Below are 19,308 nucleotides of genomic sequence, written 5' to 3' on the forward strand. Positions count from 1 at the left end.
GTGAAGTTTATAAAACAGTGGCTGGTATCAGGGAAACCATGGGTATGGTTAACGGGAGGTGCGGTAAGCATCAGCCTGATCTCTGTGTTTGGCCTTCTGTTACTGATTGGCTGGAAAGGGTTAACCTACTTCTGGCCGACCCAACTATCCATGTGGCAGGACACTAATGGCAAACGCATTGTCGGTCAGGTCTACCAACGTGATTCAGTGCCGGCAGAATATATTTCTGCCCAGAATCGGAGCCTGACAGGTAATGTCGAAAAACCTGCCCGGGTAGAGCGGTTAAATATAAAAATTGCTAATCGCGAGCTCTACTCCCTCGATTTTATTTCCCTTCTGCAGGATGAGGTGACTCATCTTGGCTACCCAAAAGAGTGGGCGGTGTTTGAACGGACTCAAAATGGAGACTTTTTTGGTAAGCCTCTCGCATATGTAACGGAAAATGGCCGTTATTCCAGCGATCTTCAAACTCATATCCGTCATGCTATCGACTTTGCTGAGACACTGCGTATAGAAATAGAGAGGATCTCCAATCAGGATATCCGTCAGATAGGCTGGAAGTTAAATCAACTGAGGTTGGAAAAGCAGAAGGCAGAGCTTAATGGTGAACTAACCGCAGGGTTTATTGAAGAGTATTCTGAAAAGAAACAAGCCCTTTCATCCCTGTTATCAGAAGCAGAATCTAAATTGGATCTGCTACGGCAGCGGTTGAGGGGAGATTATATTCTGGTTGAGGATATGACCGGCCAGCAGAGTCCGATTTCGATGGAGTATGTTCTCGATGCCTGGTATCCCAATGATATGAGTTTTGCTGAAAAGCTGGTGCACTGGTTAACTCAGGTAACTAAGTTTATTCTTGATGAACCAAGGGAAGCCAACTCAGAGGGGGGGATATTTCCGGCCATATTCGGCACGGTTTTTCTGGTGATTATGATGTCCGTTATCGTAACGCCTCTCGGGGTTATCGCTGCTATTTATCTACACGAGTACGCCGCCAGTAACATGCTGACCCGTATGATACGGGTTGCCGTGATTAATCTGGCTGGTGTTCCTTCCATTGTTTATGGTGTTTTCGGACTCGGTTTTTTTGTGTATCACATTGGCGGTTCGATAGATGAGCTGTTTTATGCTGATAAGCTGCCGGCGCCGACATTTGGTACGCCAGGTATTCTTTGGTCGGCATTGACCTTAGCCTTACTCACGCTTCCGGTTGTGATTGTCTCAACGGAAGAGGGGCTAAGCAGAATTCCATCGTCGGTTCGTAATGGTTCCTATGCTCTGGGGGCAACCCAGTTTGAAACCCTATGGCGCATCGTAATCCCTATGGCCAGCCCGGCCATTTTAACTGGTTTGATATTAGCGATTGCCAGAGCCGCCGGAGAGGTAGCTCCGCTAATGCTGGTGGGGGTGGCTAAGCTGGCTCCCAGTCTGCCGGTTGACGGAAATTTTCCCTTTATCCATCTGGAGCGTAAATTTATGCACCTTGGTTATCATATTTATGATGTCGGGTTTCAGGCTCCCAATACTGAGGCCGCGCGCCCGCTGGTTTACGCTACCTCTTTTCTGTTGGTGATGGTTGTTGTAGGGTTAAACCTGACCGCGATTAATATCCGAAACAACTTACGAGAGAAATACCGCTCTCTGGGACAAGATTAAGTATGTACTCTGTCAGCTCTACACTGGGTTATGAACCGCCGCTAGACGTTCATAGTTTGTCTGATGACAATACTGCAATTGCCATAGATAACCTCAATCTGTTCTACAACAACAGTCAGGCGCTGGTGGATATTTCCATGAGAATACCCAAAGGCAAGGTGACCTCATTTATCGGCCCGTCTGGCTGTGGTAAGTCAACCTTGCTACGTTGTATTAACCGCATGAATGATCTCGTTGAAGGGTGCCGTATAGAGGGTCAGGTCAGCCTGAACGGTAAGAGCATTTACCATAGCGATGTCGATGTAGCGACATTACGGCGCCGTGTCGGGATGGTCTTTCAGAGGCCGAACCCTTTCCCTAAGTCTATCTACGAGAATGTTATCTTTGGCCTTCGCCTGCAGGGAGTGAAGAATGCCAGAGTGCTTGATGATGCGGTAGAGAAATCCTTAAAAGCCGCTGCGCTGTGGGATGAGGTTAAAGACAGACTGCATGATAGCGCTTTTGGCCTGTCTGGTGGTCAGCAGCAACGTCTGGTGATAGCTCGTGCCATCGCCATTGAACCCGAAGTATTATTGCTGGATGAGCCTACTTCCGCCCTTGATCCTATCTCGACATTGACTATTGAAGAGCTGGTCAATGAGCTTAAAAACAAGTACACAGTAGTGATTGTTACCCATAATATGCAGCAGGCTGCCCGGGTGAGTGACTATACAGCTTTTGTCCATTTAGGTAAGCTAGTCGAGTACAACGATACGGATTCCATTTTTACCTCACCAGTTAAGAAACGGACGGAAGATTACATTACCGGCCGTTACGGTTAACGCAACAGATAAGGGTCGCTATGCATTTTGGTCGTCATATCTCCGGTCAGTTTAACGTCGAACTAGAGTCTATCCGGACTCATGTTTTGACCATGGGAGGTCTGGTTGAGCAGCAACTCTCTTTTGCCATGCAGGCACTGAATAAAGAAGATATTGAGCTGGCTAAGAAGGTGGTCAAAGATGACCATAAAGTGAATGCCCTTGAGGTTTCTATCGATGAAGCCTGTACCCGTATTATTGCCAAACGTCAGCCGACGGCGAAAGATCTACGTTTAGTGATGGCCATTATTAAAACCATCACAGATTTGGAGCGAATCGGTGATGTTGCCACCCGGATTGCCCGTGTTGCCATTGAAACGCCTTCCACCAAAGAGCAGAAATTCCACGTTTCCCTTGAGCCTTTATGCCGGCAGGCCATTGAGATGTTGCATCAGGTTCTGGACTCATTTGCCCGTATGGATGTTGATGCGGCGGCCAATGTGTATAAGTTAGATAATAAACTTGATGCGGAATATGAAGCGGTTATCCGCCAGTTGATGACCTATATGATGGAAGATCCGAAAAATATTCCTACCATACTGCAAATCATGTGGTCTGCCCGTGCTATTGAGAGGGTCGGAGATCGTTGTCAGAATATTTGTGAGTACATTATCTACTTTGTTAAGGGCAAAGATGTGCGCCATCTGGATGAAGAAGACATTGATAAATACCTGAGCTAATCAGGCTGAGGATATAGAGATAAAAGGAGCTGATTTCAGCTCCTTTTTTGTGGCAACTTATTTATTGTTGCTTCTGAAGTGAGTACTTTCTTTTCAGGGTGAAGTTAACCAACGCAATAAGTACCGGAACTTCAATTAGCGGGCCGATAACACCAGCAAAAGCTTGTGGTGAGTTCAGGCCGAAAACAGCAATAGCCACAGCGATGGCCAGTTCAAAATTATTACCGGTTGCGGTATAGGCAACAGATGCATTCTTATCGAATGGGATACCCATTCTTTTCGCCATATAAAAGCTGGTAAAGAACATCAGAACAAAATAGATACCAAGAGGAATGGCTACCCGCACCACCTGCATTGGCAACTCTATGATCATTTCTCCTTTCAGGCTAAACATCAGCACAATGGTTGCCAGCAGGGCAATAAGTGTGATTGGGGAGATGGCAGGAATAAAGCTATCTGTGTACCACTGCTCTCCTTTTTTGCTAATCAGGATTTTCCGGCTCAGAAAACCAGCCAGAAAAGGAATACCAAGGTAGATCAAAACACTCTCTGCGATATCAATAATGGAGATATCAATAAGCTGCCCCTTAACTCCAAAGTAAGGGGGCAGTACAGTGATAAATAACCAGGCCAGAACACTGTAAGTCGCAATTTGAAACAGGCTATTCAGGGCGACAAGCGCTGCCGCATATTCTCTGTTACCACCACCAATATCGTTCCAGACCAGAACCATAGCAATGCAGCGGGCTAAGCCGATAAGGATAACGCCGGTCATTAACTCAGGCTGATCAGCAAGAAAGATAACCGCAAGAGCAAACATCAGTACCGGGCCGATAATCCAGTTAAGGGTCAGAGAAAGGGTGACCGCTTTTTTGTCGTTAAATACCTTGCCTAATAGGCTGTAGTCAACTTTAGCCAGAGGAGGATACATCATCAGAATAAGGCCAAATGCCAGTAAGATATTGGTGTTGCCAATGGTCATCGAACTGTTCATGGACTCAATTGACTGGGGAAAAGCGACTCCGAGCGCCACGCCGACAGCCATGGCGAGAAAGATCCACAAGGTTAAAAAGCGATCCAGAAAGCCGAGCTGTTTTGGCTGTTCTAATGCAATATCTGACATAATTTCCTCTGAGTGATTTATTATCGCTAATCGTCGAAAGACGATTTGTTTAATTGTAAAAAAGGCTGATAAGCATCAGCCTCTATAGCTTCTAGTTAAAGTTATTTAAAAGAAGGTTCGAGAAACCTGCGATATTCTGCCGCCTGATTCGGTAACACACCTTTGGCGGAATAGGTTCTGCACTAATCAGTTCTGCCTGTTTCAGAATACGTAAATGCTCGGAAACTGTAGACTGTGCCAAACCAAGCTGAGAAACCAGGTCACTGTTCAGGCAACCTCCTGCTTTTTCAAGGTCGGAAAGAATCTTCAGAATGCGTATACGGGCAGGGTGAGCCAATGCTTTTGCCGTTGCCGCCAGTTTCTTCTCTGCTTCCAATTGGGCAGCACTTACATCAAACAGCTGCTGGTTATCTACATTGCACTGGGTCATTATGTTTCTCTATCGTCTTTTGACGATTAATGTAAGAGCCGTAAAGAGTAAAGTCAATCGTTTTTTAGCGATAGAGAAAAAGTCAGAACTTGTCTGGTACGTGAGACTGTTCTTCAATAGGCGCGCGAATATAGCCCTCTTTATTAATTTCCGGCAGCTCAATTTTTGGATGTTCGACTTCCTGATAGTCAATACAGGAGAGCAGGTGACTAATGCAGTTGAGCCTTGCCCGCTTTTTATCGTCAGAGGCGACAACCCACCAGGGAGACTGCTTGGTATCCGTATAGTTAAACATCTGATCTTTCGCCTGAGAATATTCTGCCCAGCGGCTTCGTGACTCCAGATCCATAGGGCTGAACTTCCAACGCTTTATCGGTGTATTAATGCGTTCCATAAAGCGCTTCTCCTGCTCTTCATCAGAGACAGAAAACCAGTATTTGATCAGGATAATACCGGAGCGGATCAGCATACGTTCGAACTCGGGACAGGAGCGTAAAAACTCTTCGTACTCCTCTTCGCTGCAAAAGCCCATCACTTTTTCAACGCCAGCACGGTTATACCAGCTACGGTCGAACAGAACGATTTCACCAGCGGAGGGAAGGTGGGCAACATAGCGCTGGAAATACCACTGGGTTTTCTCTTTTTCCGTAGGAGCCGGCAGAGCGGCAATGCGGCATACCCGTGGATTTAACTTCTCGGTAATACGCTTGATGGTTCCGCCTTTGCCTGCTGCGTCTCTTCCTTCAAACAGAACCACAACACGTAAACCTTTATACTTTACCCACTCCTGAAGCTTCACTAACTCGATCTGCAGGTTCTTCAGTTCTGTTTCGTATATCTTTTTATCCAGCTTTGCCATACACCGACTCCGGTAACTTCTGATATCACAAGTTTAGGCTATATAGGTAATCAATCCGAAGTTAAGGTGTTGATTTGAGACACATAGCAAGCTGTCGGATCTTTTCTTCGCTGGTAACAGGGATCAGCAGGTCGTCGGTATCGTCGCTTCCCATTTTGGCACTTATATTCTGTGACTGCATATAACTGGGGCGGACAGATTTTCCGGAAAGATGAACTTCTTGAACACCTGTTTCTGCAACGATCTGTTGTACATTCGCAGCATTAACTCCGGCACCAGCCATAATGGAAAACCGGCCGGCGGCTTGTTTAACCATTTCAGCTATGGTTTTTCTGCCGCTATAAGCATCCTTCTCTAATCCTGAAGTAAGTATTCGCTCACAACCTAATTGCGAGACAACTTCGATAGCATTCTGATAGTCAGAACACATATCAATTGCCCGGTGAAATGTGGTACCCATCCCTTTTGCTGCTGCCATTAAGGTTTGGGCAGAATCAATATCTATTTCACCATTCGACTTTAATACGCCAAAAACAATACCGTGAGCACCTGCCTTTTTGGCGATATAGATATCTTCAAGCATGCACTCTATCTCAGCACTGCTATAGAGAAAGTCCCCCTGACGCGGACGAATCATAACGTAGACAGGAACCGAAGAGGCAGCAATGACTTGTTTGATAAAGCCGGCACTGGGTGTCAGGCCGCCAAGGGCAAGAGATGAACAGAGTTCAATCCGGCTTGCTCCGCCGCATATAGCACTGGATAGTGACTCGATATTATCGATACAGACTTCTAGCTGAATATTCATAAGGTTACCGCAGAATAGATGACCGAAGAGAGATGATAGCAGCTTGAAGGGAAGGGCTGTAGAACAAAAAAGAAAAAGCCCGGAGACCGGGCTTTGATTTTGGCTAACATATTACTTTATAACTGATTGGCGTGCGTTTTCCGCTTTATATTTTGTCCAACCATCAACCTGTTGAGCGCAGGCCGACAAGTAATTTATTTCAGATCGTCTTCGTGTTCAGACAGGAAGGCTGCAACACCTTTTGGAGATGCATCCATACCAGCTTTACCTTCTTCCCACTGTGCCGGGCACACTTCACCATTTTTCTGGTGGAAGTTCAGTGCGTCTACCATACGTAGCATTTCATCAATGTTACGGCCAAGAGGAAGGTCGTTAACTACCTGGTGACGCACCAGACCATCTTCATCAATTAGGAAAGAACCACGGAATGCAACACCTGCTTCTGGGTGCTCTACATCGTACGCTTTGCAGATTTCGTGCTTAACGTCAGCAATCAGAGGGTATTTCACCTGACCGATACCGCCGTCTTCGATCGCAGTGTTACGCCATGCGTTGTGTGAAAACTGAGAATCGATAGATACACCGATTACTTCAACGCCTTTTTCCTGGAAATCTTCAAAACGCTTGTCAAAAGCGATTAGCTCTGATGGGCAAACGAAGGTGAAGTCTAGCGGATAAAAGAATACAACTGCTTTTTTGCCTTTAGTGAACTCTGCGAAGTTAAAGCTATCAACGATCTCACCATTACCTAATACTGCTGCAGCAGTAAAATCAGGGGCTTGACGACCAACTAATACCATTTTTTTGCTCCTATTATAGAATTTTGTAAACCATTTTTGGTTTCAATCCGTGTTTCAACAAACAAACTATAGTACATTTTTGACCATGTAAAAAAGCGAATTAAATAGATTGATTTAATCGAAAAAAGCGATAAGGTACATCCTTACCTTATTGACTGAATACCCAGTAAGAATATATAGTTATCATGAATAAATGGCCAAGTCTTAAACAGTTACATTATCTCATTACTCTATATGAAACAAGACACTTTAACGACGCCGCTCAGCGCTGTTTTGTTAGTCAGTCAACCCTGAGTAAAGGGATTCAGAATCTGGAAGAAATGATTGGTTGTCCTTTATATGAAAAGAAGGACAAAAAAAGTCCCCTTGTGTTTACTCCGGCAGGAGAACTGATTGTCTCGCACGGCAGAGAGCTGCTTGCAAAAGGTCAGGATCTGATGGAGCTTGGCAGGATCTGCCAGGGAGATACTATGCAGGGACGACTGAAAGTGGGCTGCATCCCTACCATTGCCCCCTTTCTCCTATGTGATCTGGTTCAGGAGCTGAACCAGAGTTTTCCACAACTCGATCTTCTGTTACGGGAAGATACCACGACAAATTTGCTTCAGGCGTTAAAACACGGTGATCTGGATGTGTTGATTCTGGCGTTACCTGTTGATATCGGCAATATGCACAGCAAAGTAGTCGGGCAGGACCCTTTCAGAATGGTTATCAGCAGAAATCAGGCTGACACAATTCGGGTTCCAATCAGATACGACGATTTACCCGATGAGTCTGTATTTCTGCTTGAGAACGAGCACTGTCTGACGGAGCATGCCGTATCGGCCTGTAAGCTGACAGAGCGTGAGAAGATAAACCCGTTCACGGCAACCAGTTTGCACACCTTAGTACAGATGGTAGCGAATGGCTTAGGTACAACATTTATTCCACAGATGGCGATTGAGCATGGCTTGCTGGATAACCAGAACTTAATTGTTGTGGATCCTCCGGGTCAGAAAGCGTACCGGGATATCGGCTTGGTCTGGAGACCGAGTTCCTCCCGTTATGAGACTTTCGAACAACTCGCAGAAGTCGTTTCTGAACTTTTATAGAAGGTTGATCTGAAAAAGGCTCTCTATAAAAGGAGAGCTTTTTAGATGATTGTACTTTTTGACATGTAAAATTTTACAACTCCAAAATTTCTCTCTTTTTATGTAGCTTTCATTCACAACTAACAAGAAGAATGTGCTGCATCACATCTTGTTAATAAGATTTAATGTTAGGGCTAAACATTAGCCTTTCATTAATTAAATGAAATCTATAGATATTTGAGCCTTTTTCAAACAAGTGTATGAAATTACAAAATTACACATTTGTAATTTTACAACGTAATTTAGGTAAAAAATTAAACATTTTTCAATCGAATGTTTGAAACAGTTAAAGATACTGTTTTTGACGTTTTTTAATTTTTGCTCTTTAGCGGGGAGGTGTAATGAAGTAACTTAAAAACAAAGGATTGCTAAGACTTATGTCGGATACACTAGTCTGAAAAACCAACTAAGATACTCATGTAAATCGGGATTGATTTAAAACAGAGACCAACAGAAATAACCCTACTTATTTATCTTGTTGTTGCTATTGCATGTGGTATTTAAGTTACAAATGTAATTTTAAGGAAGAACTATGCTGATGGATACAAAACAACCGCCGAAAACGGACTCTCTTTCTGCTCAACTGGATATTGTTGGTCAAGTAACAGCCGAACATCAGGAAATTATCACCAAGGAAGCCCAAGAATTCCTTGCTTACCTCTGCTCCCGTTATGCCGGACGTATTGACGAGCTGCTTGAGGCAAGGGAAACCCGCCAACAGGCGATCGATGCCGGTCAACTTCCTGACTTTCTGCCTGAAACAGAAGGCATCAGGGAAGGAAGCTGGAAAATTCAGGGAATACCAACTGATCTTCAGGATCGCAGAGTTGAAATTACCGGTCCTACTGACAGAAAAATGGTCATCAATGCCCTGAATGCCAATGTAAAAGTCTTTATGGCTGACTTTGAAGACTCTATGTCTCCGGCCTGGAGTAAAGTTCTGGACGGCCAGATAAACCTACGTGATGCCGTTAACCAGACCATTGAATATACCAATCCGGATAACGGTAAACATTACCAGCTCGCTGCCGATCCGGCCGTATTGATTTGTCGTGTTCGTGGACTGCACCTGAAAGAGAAGCATGTCACCTTTAACGGCACAATCATTCCGGGCGCGCTGTTTGATTTTGCACTCTACTTTTTCAATAACTACAAAGCCTTACTGAAAAAAGGCAGCGGCCCTTATTTTTACCTGCCAAAACTGCAGGACCATCAGGAAGCTAAATGGTGGAGTGAAGTATTCCACGCCACTGAAGACTACTTCGGTCTGGATACCGGAACCATCAAAGCGACGGTTCTGATAGAAACCCTTCCGGCTGTATTTCAGATGCATGAAATCCTGTTCAACCTGAAAGAGCATATTGTCGGCCTGAACTGCGGACGCTGGGACTATATTTTCAGCTATATCAAAACACTTAAGAATTACCCGGATCGCATTCTGCCGGATCGTCAGGCGGTCACCATGGATAAGCCCTTCCTTAATGCTTACTCACGGCTTCTGGTAAGAACCTGTCATAAGCGTGGTGCTTTTGCCATGGGCGGAATGGCGGCATTTATTCCGGCCAAAGATCCGGTAACCAACCAACAGGTTCTGAATAAAATTCATCATGATAAATCATTGGAAGTGAGTAACGGCCATGACGGTACCTGGGTTGCACATCCCGGGCTGGCTGACACAGCCAAAGCGGTATTTGATGAAGCGCTTAAAGAGAGAACAAATCAGCTTGATATCCGCCGTGAGCAGGATGCGCCGATTAGCGCCGCTGAACTTCTGGCGCCTTGTGAGGGAGAAAGAACAGAGCAGGGAATGCGACACAATATCAGGGTGACACTTCAGTATATAGAAGCGTGGATCTCAGGTAATGGCTGCGTACCTATCTACGGCCTGATGGAAGATGCCGCAACGGCAGAGATCTCCCGGGCTTCTATCTGGCAATGGATCAAGCATGGCAAAGCGCTCGATAACGGAGAAACGGTAACTAAGCCTCTGTTTGAGCAGTACCTGAAAGAAGAATTTGAAGTGGTTAAACAGGAGTTAGGTTCTGAACGATTTGAATCGGGAAGATTTGAAGAGGCAGCAGAACTTATGGCCAGACTGACCACCAGTGATGAACTTGTGAACTTCCTGACTGTACCCGGTTATGAGTTCTTAGAGTAAGAGATATAACAATTAGATTGAACAACGTGAAATAAACATGGCTCCTTAGGCTATATCAGGCAAGGAATGCAGGACGAAGTGCGCAAGCACATAATCAAGAGGGATAGAACGATGAGATTAACACGCCAACAACAGATCGAAGCGCTGGAAAAAGACTGGGCAGAGAATCCACGCTGGAAAAACGTAAAGCGCACTTACACAGCTGCAGAAGTAGTGGATTTACGTGGTTCGGTAGTACCGGAAAACACCATTGCCCAGCGTGGTGCTGAGCAGCTATGGAGCCTGGTTAACGGCTCGGCGAAAAAGGGCTATGTAAACTGCCTTGGTGCCCTGACAGGCGGGCAGGCAGTGCAACAGGCTAAAGCCGGTATTGAAGCTATTTATCTGTCTGGCTGGCAGGTAGCTGCGGATAATAATACAGCTTCAAGTATGTATCCTGATCAGTCGCTGTATCCGGTCGATTCTGTTCCGGCTGTTGTTAAGCGTATTAATAACTCGTTCCGTCGTGCTGATCAGATTCAGTGGTCTAACGGCAAGTCTCCGGAAGATGAAGGTGGTATTGATTACTTCCTGCCGATTGTTGCTGATGCCGAGGCCGGTTTTGGTGGCGTTTTGAATGCTTATGAGCTAATGAAGTCCATGATCGATGCCGGTGCTGCTGGTGTGCACTTTGAAGATCAGCTTGCTTCCGTTAAGAAGTGTGGTCATATGGGCGGTAAGGTACTTGTTCCTACTCAGGAAGCTGTACAGAAACTTTCTGCCGCACGTCTGGCAGCAGACGTTGCAGGAACAACCACTCTGGTAATTGCCCGTACCGATGCCAATGCGGCAGACCTGCTGACCTCTGACGTTGACCCGTATGATAAAGACTTTATTGTCGGTGAGCGCACTTCGGAAGGTTTCTACCGTGTTCGTGCCGGTATTGATCAGGCAATCGCCCGTGGTCTGGCATATGCTCCGTATGCTGATTTGGTCTGGTGTGAAACCGCTAAGCCTGATCTGGATGAGGCAAGAAAGTTTGCCGAAGCGATTCTGGCAGAGCATCCGGATCAGTTGCTGGCGTATAACTGTTCACCTTCATTCAACTGGGATAAGAACCTGGATGCTGAAACCATCGCTAAGTTCCAGCAGGAGCTGTCAGATATGGGGTACAAGTATCAGTTTATTACTCTGGCGGGCATCCATAACATGTGGTTTAACATGTTTGAACTTGCTCATGCCTATGCACAGGGTGAAGGTATGCGTCACTATGTTGAAAAGGTTCAGCGTCCTGAGTTTGAAGCGGCAGAAAAAGGCTATACCTTTGTGGCTCACCAGCAGGAAGTGGGAACTGGTTACTTTGATAAGATGACCAACACCATTCAGGGCGGCAACTCATCGGTTACCGCACTTACCGGCTCAACAGAAGAAGAACAGTTCTGAGTGAGTTGATAAAAGCAGTTACCTCTAAGAGCAGCTTTGGCTGCTCTTTTCTTTAGCCGTTTATATTAGTGCTGGTGGTGACTATTTTTACTCTCAGCTCAACAGTATTTAATACTCGTCATCGTACTCTTCAAAAGTTTCTGCATCCTCAAGATCACCTAAATCCGGCTCAACTTCTTCCTGTAGCTCCAGAAGATGAATAGCAATCATGACAAAGTCGCTATCAGTAATGATGCCGACCAGATGTCCGTCAGCTACCACAGGTAAACAGCCAACCTTATGTTTTTGCATATAGGTGGCGCTCTCTTTTAACCCTGCCTGAGGATCAACCGTCATAACGTTTTTTCGCATGGCAATATCGAGCGGGGTAGTCAGGGTGTGAGACTGCTCTTCAGAGATTTTTTGCAGGCTGGACTCTTGCGCGGAGAGAACATCTCTCTGAGTGACGACACCCAGCAATTTATTATCGGTATCGACCACGGGCACATGACGGATATCGTGGTTTTCCATCAGGTGTTTGGCATCAGAAAGTGAATGAGAACGCAACAAGGTATGAGGGTTGCGGGTCATCATGTCTTCAACTTTGATCATCCTCGACCTCCTTTTGGTTGTCTAACTTAACTATAGGCAGAATCTGGCCGGATAACTGAGAGCTAAAGCAGTATTTTGAGTGATATTCGCACGCAATAATTGTTAAAAATGTTCAGTAATCTTAACAAGATAATTGCTTTGCAGACTGTAGGTGAAAAAATGTGCAATTAGGCGGTAACAATCCTTGCTATCTCTGGCGTGCAGCCTATACTAGCCCACTGCAAAAAATTTAGTCATTAGAGCAAAAGATCATACCTATGCAAGTTTCCGATTTTAACTTTGAACTCCCTGATGAGCTGATCGCTCGTTATCCGAAAGCTGAGCGAAGCGCCAGCCGACTGTTGCAGCTAAACGGCAATAGCGGAGAGGTTGCCGATGGTACCTTTAAAGATGTGTTAAGTCTGGTAAATGAGGGTGATCTTCTGGTGTTTAACAACACCCGGGTAATTCCTGCGCGTATGTTTGGCCGTAAAGCGACTGGTGGAAAAATTGAAGTGCTGGTGGAAAGAATGCTGGATGAGCACTCTGTTCTGGCTCATGTCCGTTCATCGAAAGCACCGAAACCGGGCGCTGAACTGCTGCTTGGCGAACAAGATCAGTATCAGGCAGAGATGGTTGCCCGCCATGATGCGCTATTCGAGATTCGTTTCAAGTCTGACAAAGTGGTGCTGGATATTTTAAACGACATCGGTCATATGCCGTTGCCGCCTTATATTGATCGCCCTGATGAAGATGCAGATAAAGAGCGTTATCAGACGGTTTATAATGAAAAACCGGGTGCTGTTGCTGCGCCTACTGCCGGTTTGCATTTCGATGATGAACTGATGGCGGCCATAAAAGCAAAAGGTGCAGAGTTTGCTTATGTTACTTTGCATGTTGGTGCGGGTACCTTCCAGCCGGTTCGTGTAGATAATATTCATGATCACCACATGCATGCAGAGTATGTGGAAGTAACTCAGGATGTTATTGACGCTATCCACAAAACCAAAGCCCGTGGCGGCAGAGTGATTGCTGTAGGAACGACGTCAGTCCGCTCTCTGGAAAGTGCGGCTCAGAGCGCGCTAAAAAATGGTACAGAGCTGGTGCCTTTCTTCGATGACACTGAGATCTTTATTTATCCGGGTTATGAGTATCAGCTAATCGACTGCCTGATCACTAACTTCCACCTTCCGGAGTCTACGCTGATTATGCTGGTAAGTGCTTTTGCCGGTTACGATAATGTCATGGCGGCCTATCAGCATGCGGTACAGGAGAAGTATCGTTTCTTCAGCTACGGCGATGCTATGTTTATTAGCAAAAAAACAGTGACTGAATAGCAGCAAAGCAGAACAAAGCTTGGGCTAAATGAGCTCTGATATAGCAATAAAGAATTTTCTTCCGGATGGAATTATGCCGTCCGGTAACTGAACGCCAGACTGTTTCTCTGGCATACGGAGGCTTCGTGAAATACGAACTATTTAAAAAACAAGGTAACGCTCGTCGTGGTCAGCTGACTTTTGAGCGTGGCACTGTGCAGACACCAGCATTTATGCCTGTTGGTACTTATGGCACTGTTAAAGGTATGACGCCGGAAGAGGTGAAAGGTACCGGAGCAGAAATCCTGCTGGGTAACACTTTCCACCTTTGGCTGCGCCCGGGTCAGGAGATCATGAAGATGCATGGTGATTTGCATGACTTTATGAACTGGCAGGGCCCTATCCTGACGGATTCAGGCGGTTTTCAGGTATTTAGTCTGGGTGATATCCGTAAGATTACCGAAGAAGGTGTTCACTTCCGTAACCCTGTTAACGGTGACAAAATCTTTATGGACGCGGAAAAGTCGATGGAGATTCAGAAAGATCTGGGCTCTGATATCGTAATGATTTTCGATGAGTGTACTCCGTATCCGGCCACTCACGACGAAGCGAAAAAGTCGATGGAGATGTCTCTGCGCTGGGCTAAGCGTAGTCGTGACCACTTCAATAAACTGGAAAACCCGAACGCACTGTTCGGTATCGTTCAGGGTAGCGTATATGAAGATCTGCGTGATGTATCTGCAGCAGGCCTGACTGATATCGGCTTTGACGGTTATGCAGTAGGTGGTCTGGCGGTAGGTGAACCTAAAGAAGATATGCACCGTATTCTTGAGCATACTTGCCCGCAACTGCCGGAAGATAAGCCACGTTACCTGATGGGTGTTGGTAAGCCGGAAGACTTAGTTGAAGGTGTTCGTCGTGGTATCGATATGTTTGACTGCGTGATGCCAACCCGTAATGCCCGTAACGGTCACCTTTTCGTAACTGGTGGTGTGATCAAGATCCGTAATGCGAAACATAAAACCGATACAGGCCCTCTGGATCCGCACTGTGACTGTTACACTTGTCAAAATTACTCGAAGTCCTATCTGCATCATTTAGATCGCTGTAACGAAATCTTAGGTGCAAGGCTGAACACCATCCATAACTTGCGTTATTATCAGCGCCTGATGGAGAGTATCCGCAAGGCGATTGACGAAGAGAGATTCGATCAGTTTGTTGAAGAGTTTTATGCTCGCAGGGATCGTGAAGTCCCGCCACTCAATAAATAAGCCATTGCAGAAAACGAGTCTCCGCCCGCGGAACTCGTTTTCTTTTAAAAGATTTGGGATTCAGGCACTTGAAAAAATGCTGTTGTTCCCCAAGTTTAATTAATTACATAAACCTTAATAGAGGAAGTTTCTGAATGAGTTTATTCATTTCTCAAGCTCACGCAGCCGCGGAAGGCGCACCACAGGGTGGTGGTTTCGAAATGCTAATCATGCTTGGTATGTTTGGTGTTATTTTCTACTTTATGATTTTCCGTCCGCAGTCTAAGCGCGCTAAAGAGCATAAAAACCTGATGGCTTCTATGAGCAAAGGCGACGAAGTTCTGACTGGCGGTGGTCTGGTTGGTAAGATCAGCAAAATCGCTGAAGACAACGACTATATCGTTATTGCTCTTAACGACAACAACGAAGTAACAATCAAAAAAGATTACGTTACTGCTGTACTGCCTAAAGGTACGCTTAAATCTCTATAATACAGCTCAAGGGTCCTCGCTGTGCTAAACCGATATCCTTTATGGAAGTATCTGATGGTGATTTTTGCAATCGCCATCAGTGCGCTCTACGCACTTCCGAATATCTACGGTGAAGATCCGGCTATTCAAATTACAGGGGCGCGTGGCGCCGCTGTTGATATGTCAACGCTGGATTCTGTCACTGATGCTCTTGATAAAAAGAGCCTTTCTCATAAATCCATTGCTTTAGAAAATGGATCGATTCTCGTACGTTTTAATGATACTGACACGCAGATAAGTGCGCGCGATATCATCAGTGAAGCGCTTGGCAAAGATACTGTTGTTGCTTTGAACTTGGCGCCGGCTACCCCTGACTGGCTGGAAAGCATTGGTGCAGCACCAATGAAGCTGGGTCTTGATCTTCGTGGTGGTGTTCACTTCCTGATGGAAGTGGATATGGATGCTGCGATGCTTAAGCTTCAGGAGCAGCAGGAAGAAGCCTTCCGTTCAGAGCTTCGTGAAGATAAGATTCGCTATCGTGCCATTCGTAAGCAAGGCAAAGATGGCGTAGAAGTGGTTCTTCGCAACGCTGAGCAACTGGCTCAGGCGAAAACCAGCCTTTCCCAGAAACATCCTGACATGATTTTCACTGACAGTGATTCTGACGGACGTTTTATTCTGACAGCGACCTTCTCTGAAGCGCGTCTGGCAGAAGTGCGTAACTACGCTGTTGAACAGAACATTACTATCCTTAGAAACCGTGTTAACGAACTTGGTGTTGCTGAGCCGTTAGTACAGCGTCAGGGTGCCAGCCGTATTGTGGTTGAGCTACCGGGTGTTCAGGATACTGCCCGCGCTAAAGAAATTCTTGGTGCAACGGCAACACTTGAATTCCGTGCTGTGGATGAAAAAGCTGATCTAGCTGCGGCGGCAAATGGTCGTGTACCTGCCGGCAGTGAGCTGAAGTTTGATCGTGACGGTCGTCCGGTTGTTCTGAAGAAGCGCGTTATCCTTGGTGGTGCCAGCATTACTGATGCCAGCTCAAGCATGGATGAATATGGTCGCCCTCAGGTAAATATCTCTCTGGATAGTGAAGGCGGCAGTAAGATGTCGGCATTCTCTAAAAAGAATGTCGGTAAGCTGATGGCAACGGTTTTTGCTGAGTACAAAGACAGTGGCCGTAAGACTCCTGAAGGCAAGGTTATCCTGTCTAAAAATGAAGAAGTGATTAACCAGGCGACAATTCAAACTGCCCTTGGCCGTAACTTCCGCATTACCGGTATCGACTCTGTGGCAGAAGCGCACAACCTCGCACTGCTACTTCGTGCCGGTGCTCTGATTGCGCCGATCTCCATTGTTGAAGAGCGTACTATCGGTCCTTCAATGGGTCAGCAGAATATCGACATGGGTATTCAGGCTTGTATTGCAGGTATGGTAGCGGTAATGCTGTTTATGCTGGTCTACTACCGCAAGTTTGGCTTTATCGCAAACCTTGCACTGGCGGCCAACCTGATCTTGATTGTCGGTGTAATGTCTATGATCCCGGGGGCAACTATGACCTTGCCGGGTATCGCAGGTATCGTTCTTACTGTCGGTATGGCGGTGGATGCCAACGTGCTTATATTTGAGCGCGTGCGTGAAGAGCTGCGCGAAGGGCGTAATCCTCAGCAGGCAATCCATCAGGGCTATGCTAACGCATTTAGTACCATTGCCGATGCGAACATTACCACATTGATTACAGCCATCATTCTGTTTGCTGTCGGTACCGGTGCCATTAAAGGTTTCGCCGTTACTCTGTCAATTGGTATCTTGACCTCAATGTTTACTGCTATTGTCGGGACACGCGCTGTTGTGAACCTGATCTACGGTGGTAAGCGCATTAAGAAACTGTCGATCTAAGGAAAAGTTATGTTTCAGATAATGAAAGCAGACAAAACGATCGACTTTATGCGTTGGTCTAAATTAGCGTCTGTTTTGTCGGTAATTATGATTGCTACTGCAATCTTTACCTTGTCCACCAAGTGGTTGAACTGGGGACTGGACTTTACCGGCGGTACGTTAATCGAAGTAGGTTTTGAGCAGCCGGCCGATCTGGAAAAAATCCGTGGTGCCCTGCAGGAAAAAGGCTTTGGTGATGCAACGGTTCAGAACTTTGGTTCTGCCCGTGAAGTGATGGTTCGTCTGCGTCCGCGTGAAGATGCTCAGGGTGAAAAACTGGGTAACCAAATCCTGACAGCACTGGAGCAGGGCACAGGTGAAGCGGTAGAGATGCGCCGGATTGAGTTTGTCGGCCCGAATGTGGGTGATGAACTGACAGAAGCGGGTGGCCTGGCCATTCTGGTCTCACTGATCTGTATCCTGATTTACGTATCTATGCGTTTTGAATGGCGTCTTGCGGCGGGTGCGGTATTAGCACTTACCCACGACGTTATTATTACCCTTGGTGTATTCTCACTGATGCAGATTGAGGTTGACCTGACCATTGTCGCAGCACTGCTGACGGTGGTAGGTTACTCACTCAACGATACCATTGTTGTATTTGACCGTATCCGTGAAAACTTCCGTAAGATGCGTAAAGGTGACTCGGCTGAAGTGATGAACAGTTCAATCACTCAGACACTAAGCCGTACCCTGATTACCTCAGCGACAACCCTGTTCGTGGTTATTGCCCTGTTTACACAGGGTGGTGCTTTGATCCACGGTTTCGCTACTGCACTTCTGTTAGGTATTACCGTTGGTACATACTCTTCAATCTATGTTGCTTCGGCTCTGGCTCTGAAACTGGGTATCCAGCGTGAGCACCTGATGCCACCTCAGATTGAGAAAGAAGGCGCAGAGTTTGACGAGATGCCTTAACTGGTAAACCTGCAAACTAAACTGAGAACCGTAGCTTAGGCTGCGGTTTTTTTATGCCGCTATTTTAAGAGCGGATATGAGGCGAAACTATCAATTAATTATCAAATATATAGCTTTAGTGGCAGCTGCTCTTATAGGATAGTGATGGATTAGATCTGGTTTATGGAGAAACAATGATTATTTTAAGGCAATCCAAAAAGCAGTTTGACGGCATCAATGCCAGCCCGTTTTGTGCTAAGCTGGAGCTGTTTCTTAGCTATTACAAGATTCCCTATACCGTAAAGTTCGCCCTGCCGAATCAGGGACCCTACAAGAAAATACCTTATATTGAACAGGATGGAGAGGTACTGGGTGACTCTGAACTGATTATCGAGCAGTTGCTTAAACAGCATAATATTCAGCAGGGGCTGACAGAGCAGCAGCATGCACAGGGCAGGGCATGGCAGATGATGCTTGAACAGCACCTGAACTGGATATTGGTCTATTGTCGCTGGATCCCTGAGGCAGAATGGCAACGGCTGGAGCCGGCATTTTTCAAAGGGTATAAGTGGCCTTTACGGGCTTTGATTGGCCGTTATGCCAGAAATTTGGTGAGAAAAAATTTATATACTCAGGGGCTGGGGCGTTTTACGACACAACAGATTTTACTTGAGGGAGATAAAGACCTACAAGCGTTAAGTGATCATTTATCGGCAAACCGGTTTATCTGCGGGGAGCAATTTAGTCGGTACGACTTTTTTGCTTACGTTATGATCATATGCATCAACAGCAAGGATATGCCGACCAGATTAACGGAATATATACAGAAGTATCCGGTACTGCTTGAGTATCAGCAGCGTGTGGAAGCCGAGTTAGCGATCGGTTACCACAACGAGAGTATTGCCTGCTGAGTACCCGAAACTAAAAAGCCTCTGTCTGAG

The 19,308-nt window shown here is 46.0% G+C and carries 18 protein-coding genes; 12 read left to right on the forward strand and 6 right to left on the reverse strand.

What is annotated here, in order from left to right; all coding sequences use genetic code 11:
• Positions 1-9: 9 nt before the first annotated feature.
• The 3 genes from pstA to phoU are packed head-to-tail and all read left to right on the forward strand — an operon-like array spanning position 10 to position 3,196.
• Positions 10-1,656 (forward strand): phosphate ABC transporter permease PstA, encoded by a 1,647-nt coding sequence (gene pstA, locus PK654_RS03000; protein ID WP_271698767.1) that lies wholly within the window; start codon positions 10-12, stop codon positions 1,654-1,656.
• Positions 1,657-1,658: 2 nt separating this feature from the next.
• Positions 1,659-2,477, forward strand: coding sequence for a phosphate ABC transporter ATP-binding protein PstB (gene pstB / locus PK654_RS03005; RefSeq protein ID WP_271697585.1), 819 nt, complete (start codon positions 1,659-1,661; stop codon positions 2,475-2,477).
• Between the two features lie 20 nt (positions 2,478-2,497).
• On the forward strand, positions 2,498-3,196 hold the full coding sequence (phoU, locus tag PK654_RS03010) for a phosphate signaling complex protein PhoU (protein WP_271697586.1): 699 nt from the start codon (positions 2,498-2,500) through the stop codon (positions 3,194-3,196).
• Between the two features lie 61 nt (positions 3,197-3,257).
• Here phoU and arsB read toward each other — a convergent pair whose 3' ends face one another.
• The 5 genes from arsB to PK654_RS03035 all read right to left on the reverse strand — a co-directional run bounded on the left by arsB (position 3,258) and on the right by PK654_RS03035 (position 7,216).
• Entirely contained in the window at positions 3,258-4,319 is a 1,062-nt protein-coding gene (arsB, locus tag PK654_RS03015) for an ACR3 family arsenite efflux transporter (protein ID WP_271697587.1), read from the reverse strand.
• A 91-nt stretch (positions 4,320-4,410) separates the two neighbouring features.
• Positions 4,411-4,752 (reverse strand): ArsR/SmtB family transcription factor, encoded by a 342-nt coding sequence (locus tag PK654_RS03020; RefSeq protein ID WP_443088733.1) that lies wholly within the window; start codon positions 4,750-4,752, stop codon positions 4,411-4,413.
• A 79-nt stretch (positions 4,753-4,831) separates the two neighbouring features.
• Complete coding sequence (ppk2, locus tag PK654_RS03025) at positions 4,832-5,608, reverse strand: polyphosphate kinase 2 (RefSeq protein ID WP_271697589.1); 777 nt, start codon at positions 5,606-5,608, stop codon at positions 4,832-4,834.
• 61 nt (positions 5,609-5,669) lie between these two features.
• Positions 5,670-6,416 carry a copper homeostasis protein CutC gene (locus tag PK654_RS03030; RefSeq protein WP_271697590.1) on the reverse strand — a complete coding sequence of 249 codons (747 nt, stop codon included), beginning with the start codon at positions 6,414-6,416 and terminating at the stop codon, positions 5,670-5,672.
• Positions 6,417-6,610: 194 nt separating this feature from the next.
• On the reverse strand, positions 6,611-7,216 hold the full coding sequence (locus tag PK654_RS03035; RefSeq protein WP_271697591.1) for a peroxiredoxin C: 606 nt from the start codon (positions 7,214-7,216) through the stop codon (positions 6,611-6,613).
• A gap of 185 nt (positions 7,217-7,401) precedes the next feature.
• On the opposite strand from PK654_RS03035, the gene PK654_RS03040 reads away from it, so the two are divergent.
• From PK654_RS03040 to aceA, 3 genes are all read left to right on the forward strand, one after another.
• A complete protein-coding gene (locus PK654_RS03040; protein ID WP_271697592.1) occupies positions 7,402-8,307 on the forward strand; it encodes a hydrogen peroxide-inducible genes activator in 906 nt (301 codons plus the stop codon).
• Between the two features lie 571 nt (positions 8,308-8,878).
• Positions 8,879-10,504, forward strand: a complete 1,626-nt coding sequence (aceB, locus tag PK654_RS03045) for a malate synthase A (RefSeq protein WP_271697593.1) — start codon at positions 8,879-8,881, stop codon at positions 10,502-10,504.
• 111 nt (positions 10,505-10,615) lie between these two features.
• Complete coding sequence (aceA, locus tag PK654_RS03050) at positions 10,616-11,926, forward strand: isocitrate lyase (RefSeq protein WP_271697594.1); 1,311 nt, start codon at positions 10,616-10,618, stop codon at positions 11,924-11,926.
• A gap of 108 nt (positions 11,927-12,034) precedes the next feature.
• Here the strand turns inward: aceA and PK654_RS03055 are convergent, their stop codons facing one another.
• Positions 12,035-12,517 carry a CBS domain-containing protein gene (locus PK654_RS03055; RefSeq protein WP_271697595.1) on the reverse strand — a complete coding sequence of 161 codons (483 nt, stop codon included), beginning with the start codon at positions 12,515-12,517 and terminating at the stop codon, positions 12,035-12,037.
• A 257-nt stretch (positions 12,518-12,774) separates the two neighbouring features.
• Here PK654_RS03055 and queA point away from each other — a divergent pair, with 257 nt between their 5' ends.
• From queA to PK654_RS03085, 6 genes are all read left to right on the forward strand, one after another.
• A complete protein-coding gene (gene queA / locus PK654_RS03060) occupies positions 12,775-13,833 on the forward strand; it encodes a tRNA preQ1(34) S-adenosylmethionine ribosyltransferase-isomerase QueA (protein WP_271697596.1) in 1,059 nt (352 codons plus the stop codon).
• A gap of 65 nt (positions 13,834-13,898) precedes the next feature.
• The gene (gene tgt, locus PK654_RS03065; protein WP_271697597.1) at positions 13,899-15,083 is read left to right on the forward strand and encodes a tRNA guanosine(34) transglycosylase Tgt; all 1,185 of its coding nucleotides are present in this window, start codon (positions 13,899-13,901) and stop codon (positions 15,081-15,083) included.
• 134 nt (positions 15,084-15,217) lie between these two features.
• Positions 15,218-15,553 (forward strand): preprotein translocase subunit YajC, encoded by a 336-nt coding sequence (gene yajC, locus PK654_RS03070; protein WP_271697598.1) that lies wholly within the window; start codon positions 15,218-15,220, stop codon positions 15,551-15,553.
• Between the two features lie 21 nt (positions 15,554-15,574).
• Positions 15,575-17,431: a protein translocase subunit SecD gene (secD, locus tag PK654_RS03075; RefSeq protein ID WP_271697599.1), complete on the forward strand. Its 1,857-nt coding sequence runs from the start codon at positions 15,575-15,577 to the stop codon at positions 17,429-17,431.
• A gap of 9 nt (positions 17,432-17,440) precedes the next feature.
• The gene (secF, locus tag PK654_RS03080) at positions 17,441-18,388 is read left to right on the forward strand and encodes a protein translocase subunit SecF (RefSeq protein WP_271697600.1); all 948 of its coding nucleotides are present in this window, start codon (positions 17,441-17,443) and stop codon (positions 18,386-18,388) included.
• A 173-nt stretch (positions 18,389-18,561) separates the two neighbouring features.
• Positions 18,562-19,278, forward strand: coding sequence for a glutathione S-transferase family protein (locus PK654_RS03085; RefSeq protein ID WP_271697601.1), 717 nt, complete (start codon positions 18,562-18,564; stop codon positions 19,276-19,278).
• Positions 19,279-19,308 lie beyond the last annotated feature (30 nt).

The organism is Vibrio sp. SCSIO 43137 (assembly GCF_028201475.1).
Lineage (GTDB): Bacteria > Pseudomonadota > Gammaproteobacteria > Enterobacterales > Vibrionaceae > Vibrio.

Coding starts and splice junctions, on each gene's coding strand:
- PK654_RS03040 (WP_271697592.1), top strand. CDS start 7,402: ATGAATAAATGGCCAAGTCTTAAACAGTTACATTATCTCATTACTCTA.
- aceA (WP_271697594.1), top strand. CDS start 10,616: ATGAGATTAACACGCCAACAACAGATCGAAGCGCTGGAAAAAGACTGG.
- queA (WP_271697596.1), top strand. CDS start 12,775: ATGCAAGTTTCCGATTTTAACTTTGAACTCCCTGATGAGCTGATCGCT.
- ppk2 (WP_271697589.1), bottom strand. CDS start 5,608: ATGGCAAAGCTGGATAAAAAGATATACGAAACAGAACTGAAGAACCTG.
- PK654_RS03030 (WP_271697590.1), bottom strand. CDS start 6,416: ATGAATATTCAGCTAGAAGTCTGTATCGATAATATCGAGTCACTATCC.
- arsB (WP_271697587.1), bottom strand. CDS start 4,319: ATGTCAGATATTGCATTAGAACAGCCAAAACAGCTCGGCTTTCTGGAT.
- PK654_RS03085 (WP_271697601.1), top strand. CDS start 18,562: ATGATTATTTTAAGGCAATCCAAAAAGCAGTTTGACGGCATCAATGCC.
- PK654_RS03035 (WP_271697591.1), bottom strand. CDS start 7,216: ATGGTATTAGTTGGTCGTCAAGCCCCTGATTTTACTGCTGCAGCAGTA.
- tgt (WP_271697597.1), top strand. CDS start 13,899: ATGGAATTATGCCGTCCGGTAACTGAACGCCAGACTGTTTCTCTGGCA.
- phoU (WP_271697586.1), top strand. CDS start 2,498: ATGCATTTTGGTCGTCATATCTCCGGTCAGTTTAACGTCGAACTAGAG.
- secF (WP_271697600.1), top strand. CDS start 17,441: ATGTTTCAGATAATGAAAGCAGACAAAACGATCGACTTTATGCGTTGG.
- PK654_RS03055 (WP_271697595.1), bottom strand. CDS start 12,517: ATGATCAAAGTTGAAGACATGATGACCCGCAACCCTCATACCTTGTTG.
- aceB (WP_271697593.1), top strand. CDS start 8,879: ATGCTGATGGATACAAAACAACCGCCGAAAACGGACTCTCTTTCTGCT.
- yajC (WP_271697598.1), top strand. CDS start 15,218: ATGAGTTTATTCATTTCTCAAGCTCACGCAGCCGCGGAAGGCGCACCA.
- pstB (WP_271697585.1), top strand. CDS start 1,659: ATGTACTCTGTCAGCTCTACACTGGGTTATGAACCGCCGCTAGACGTT.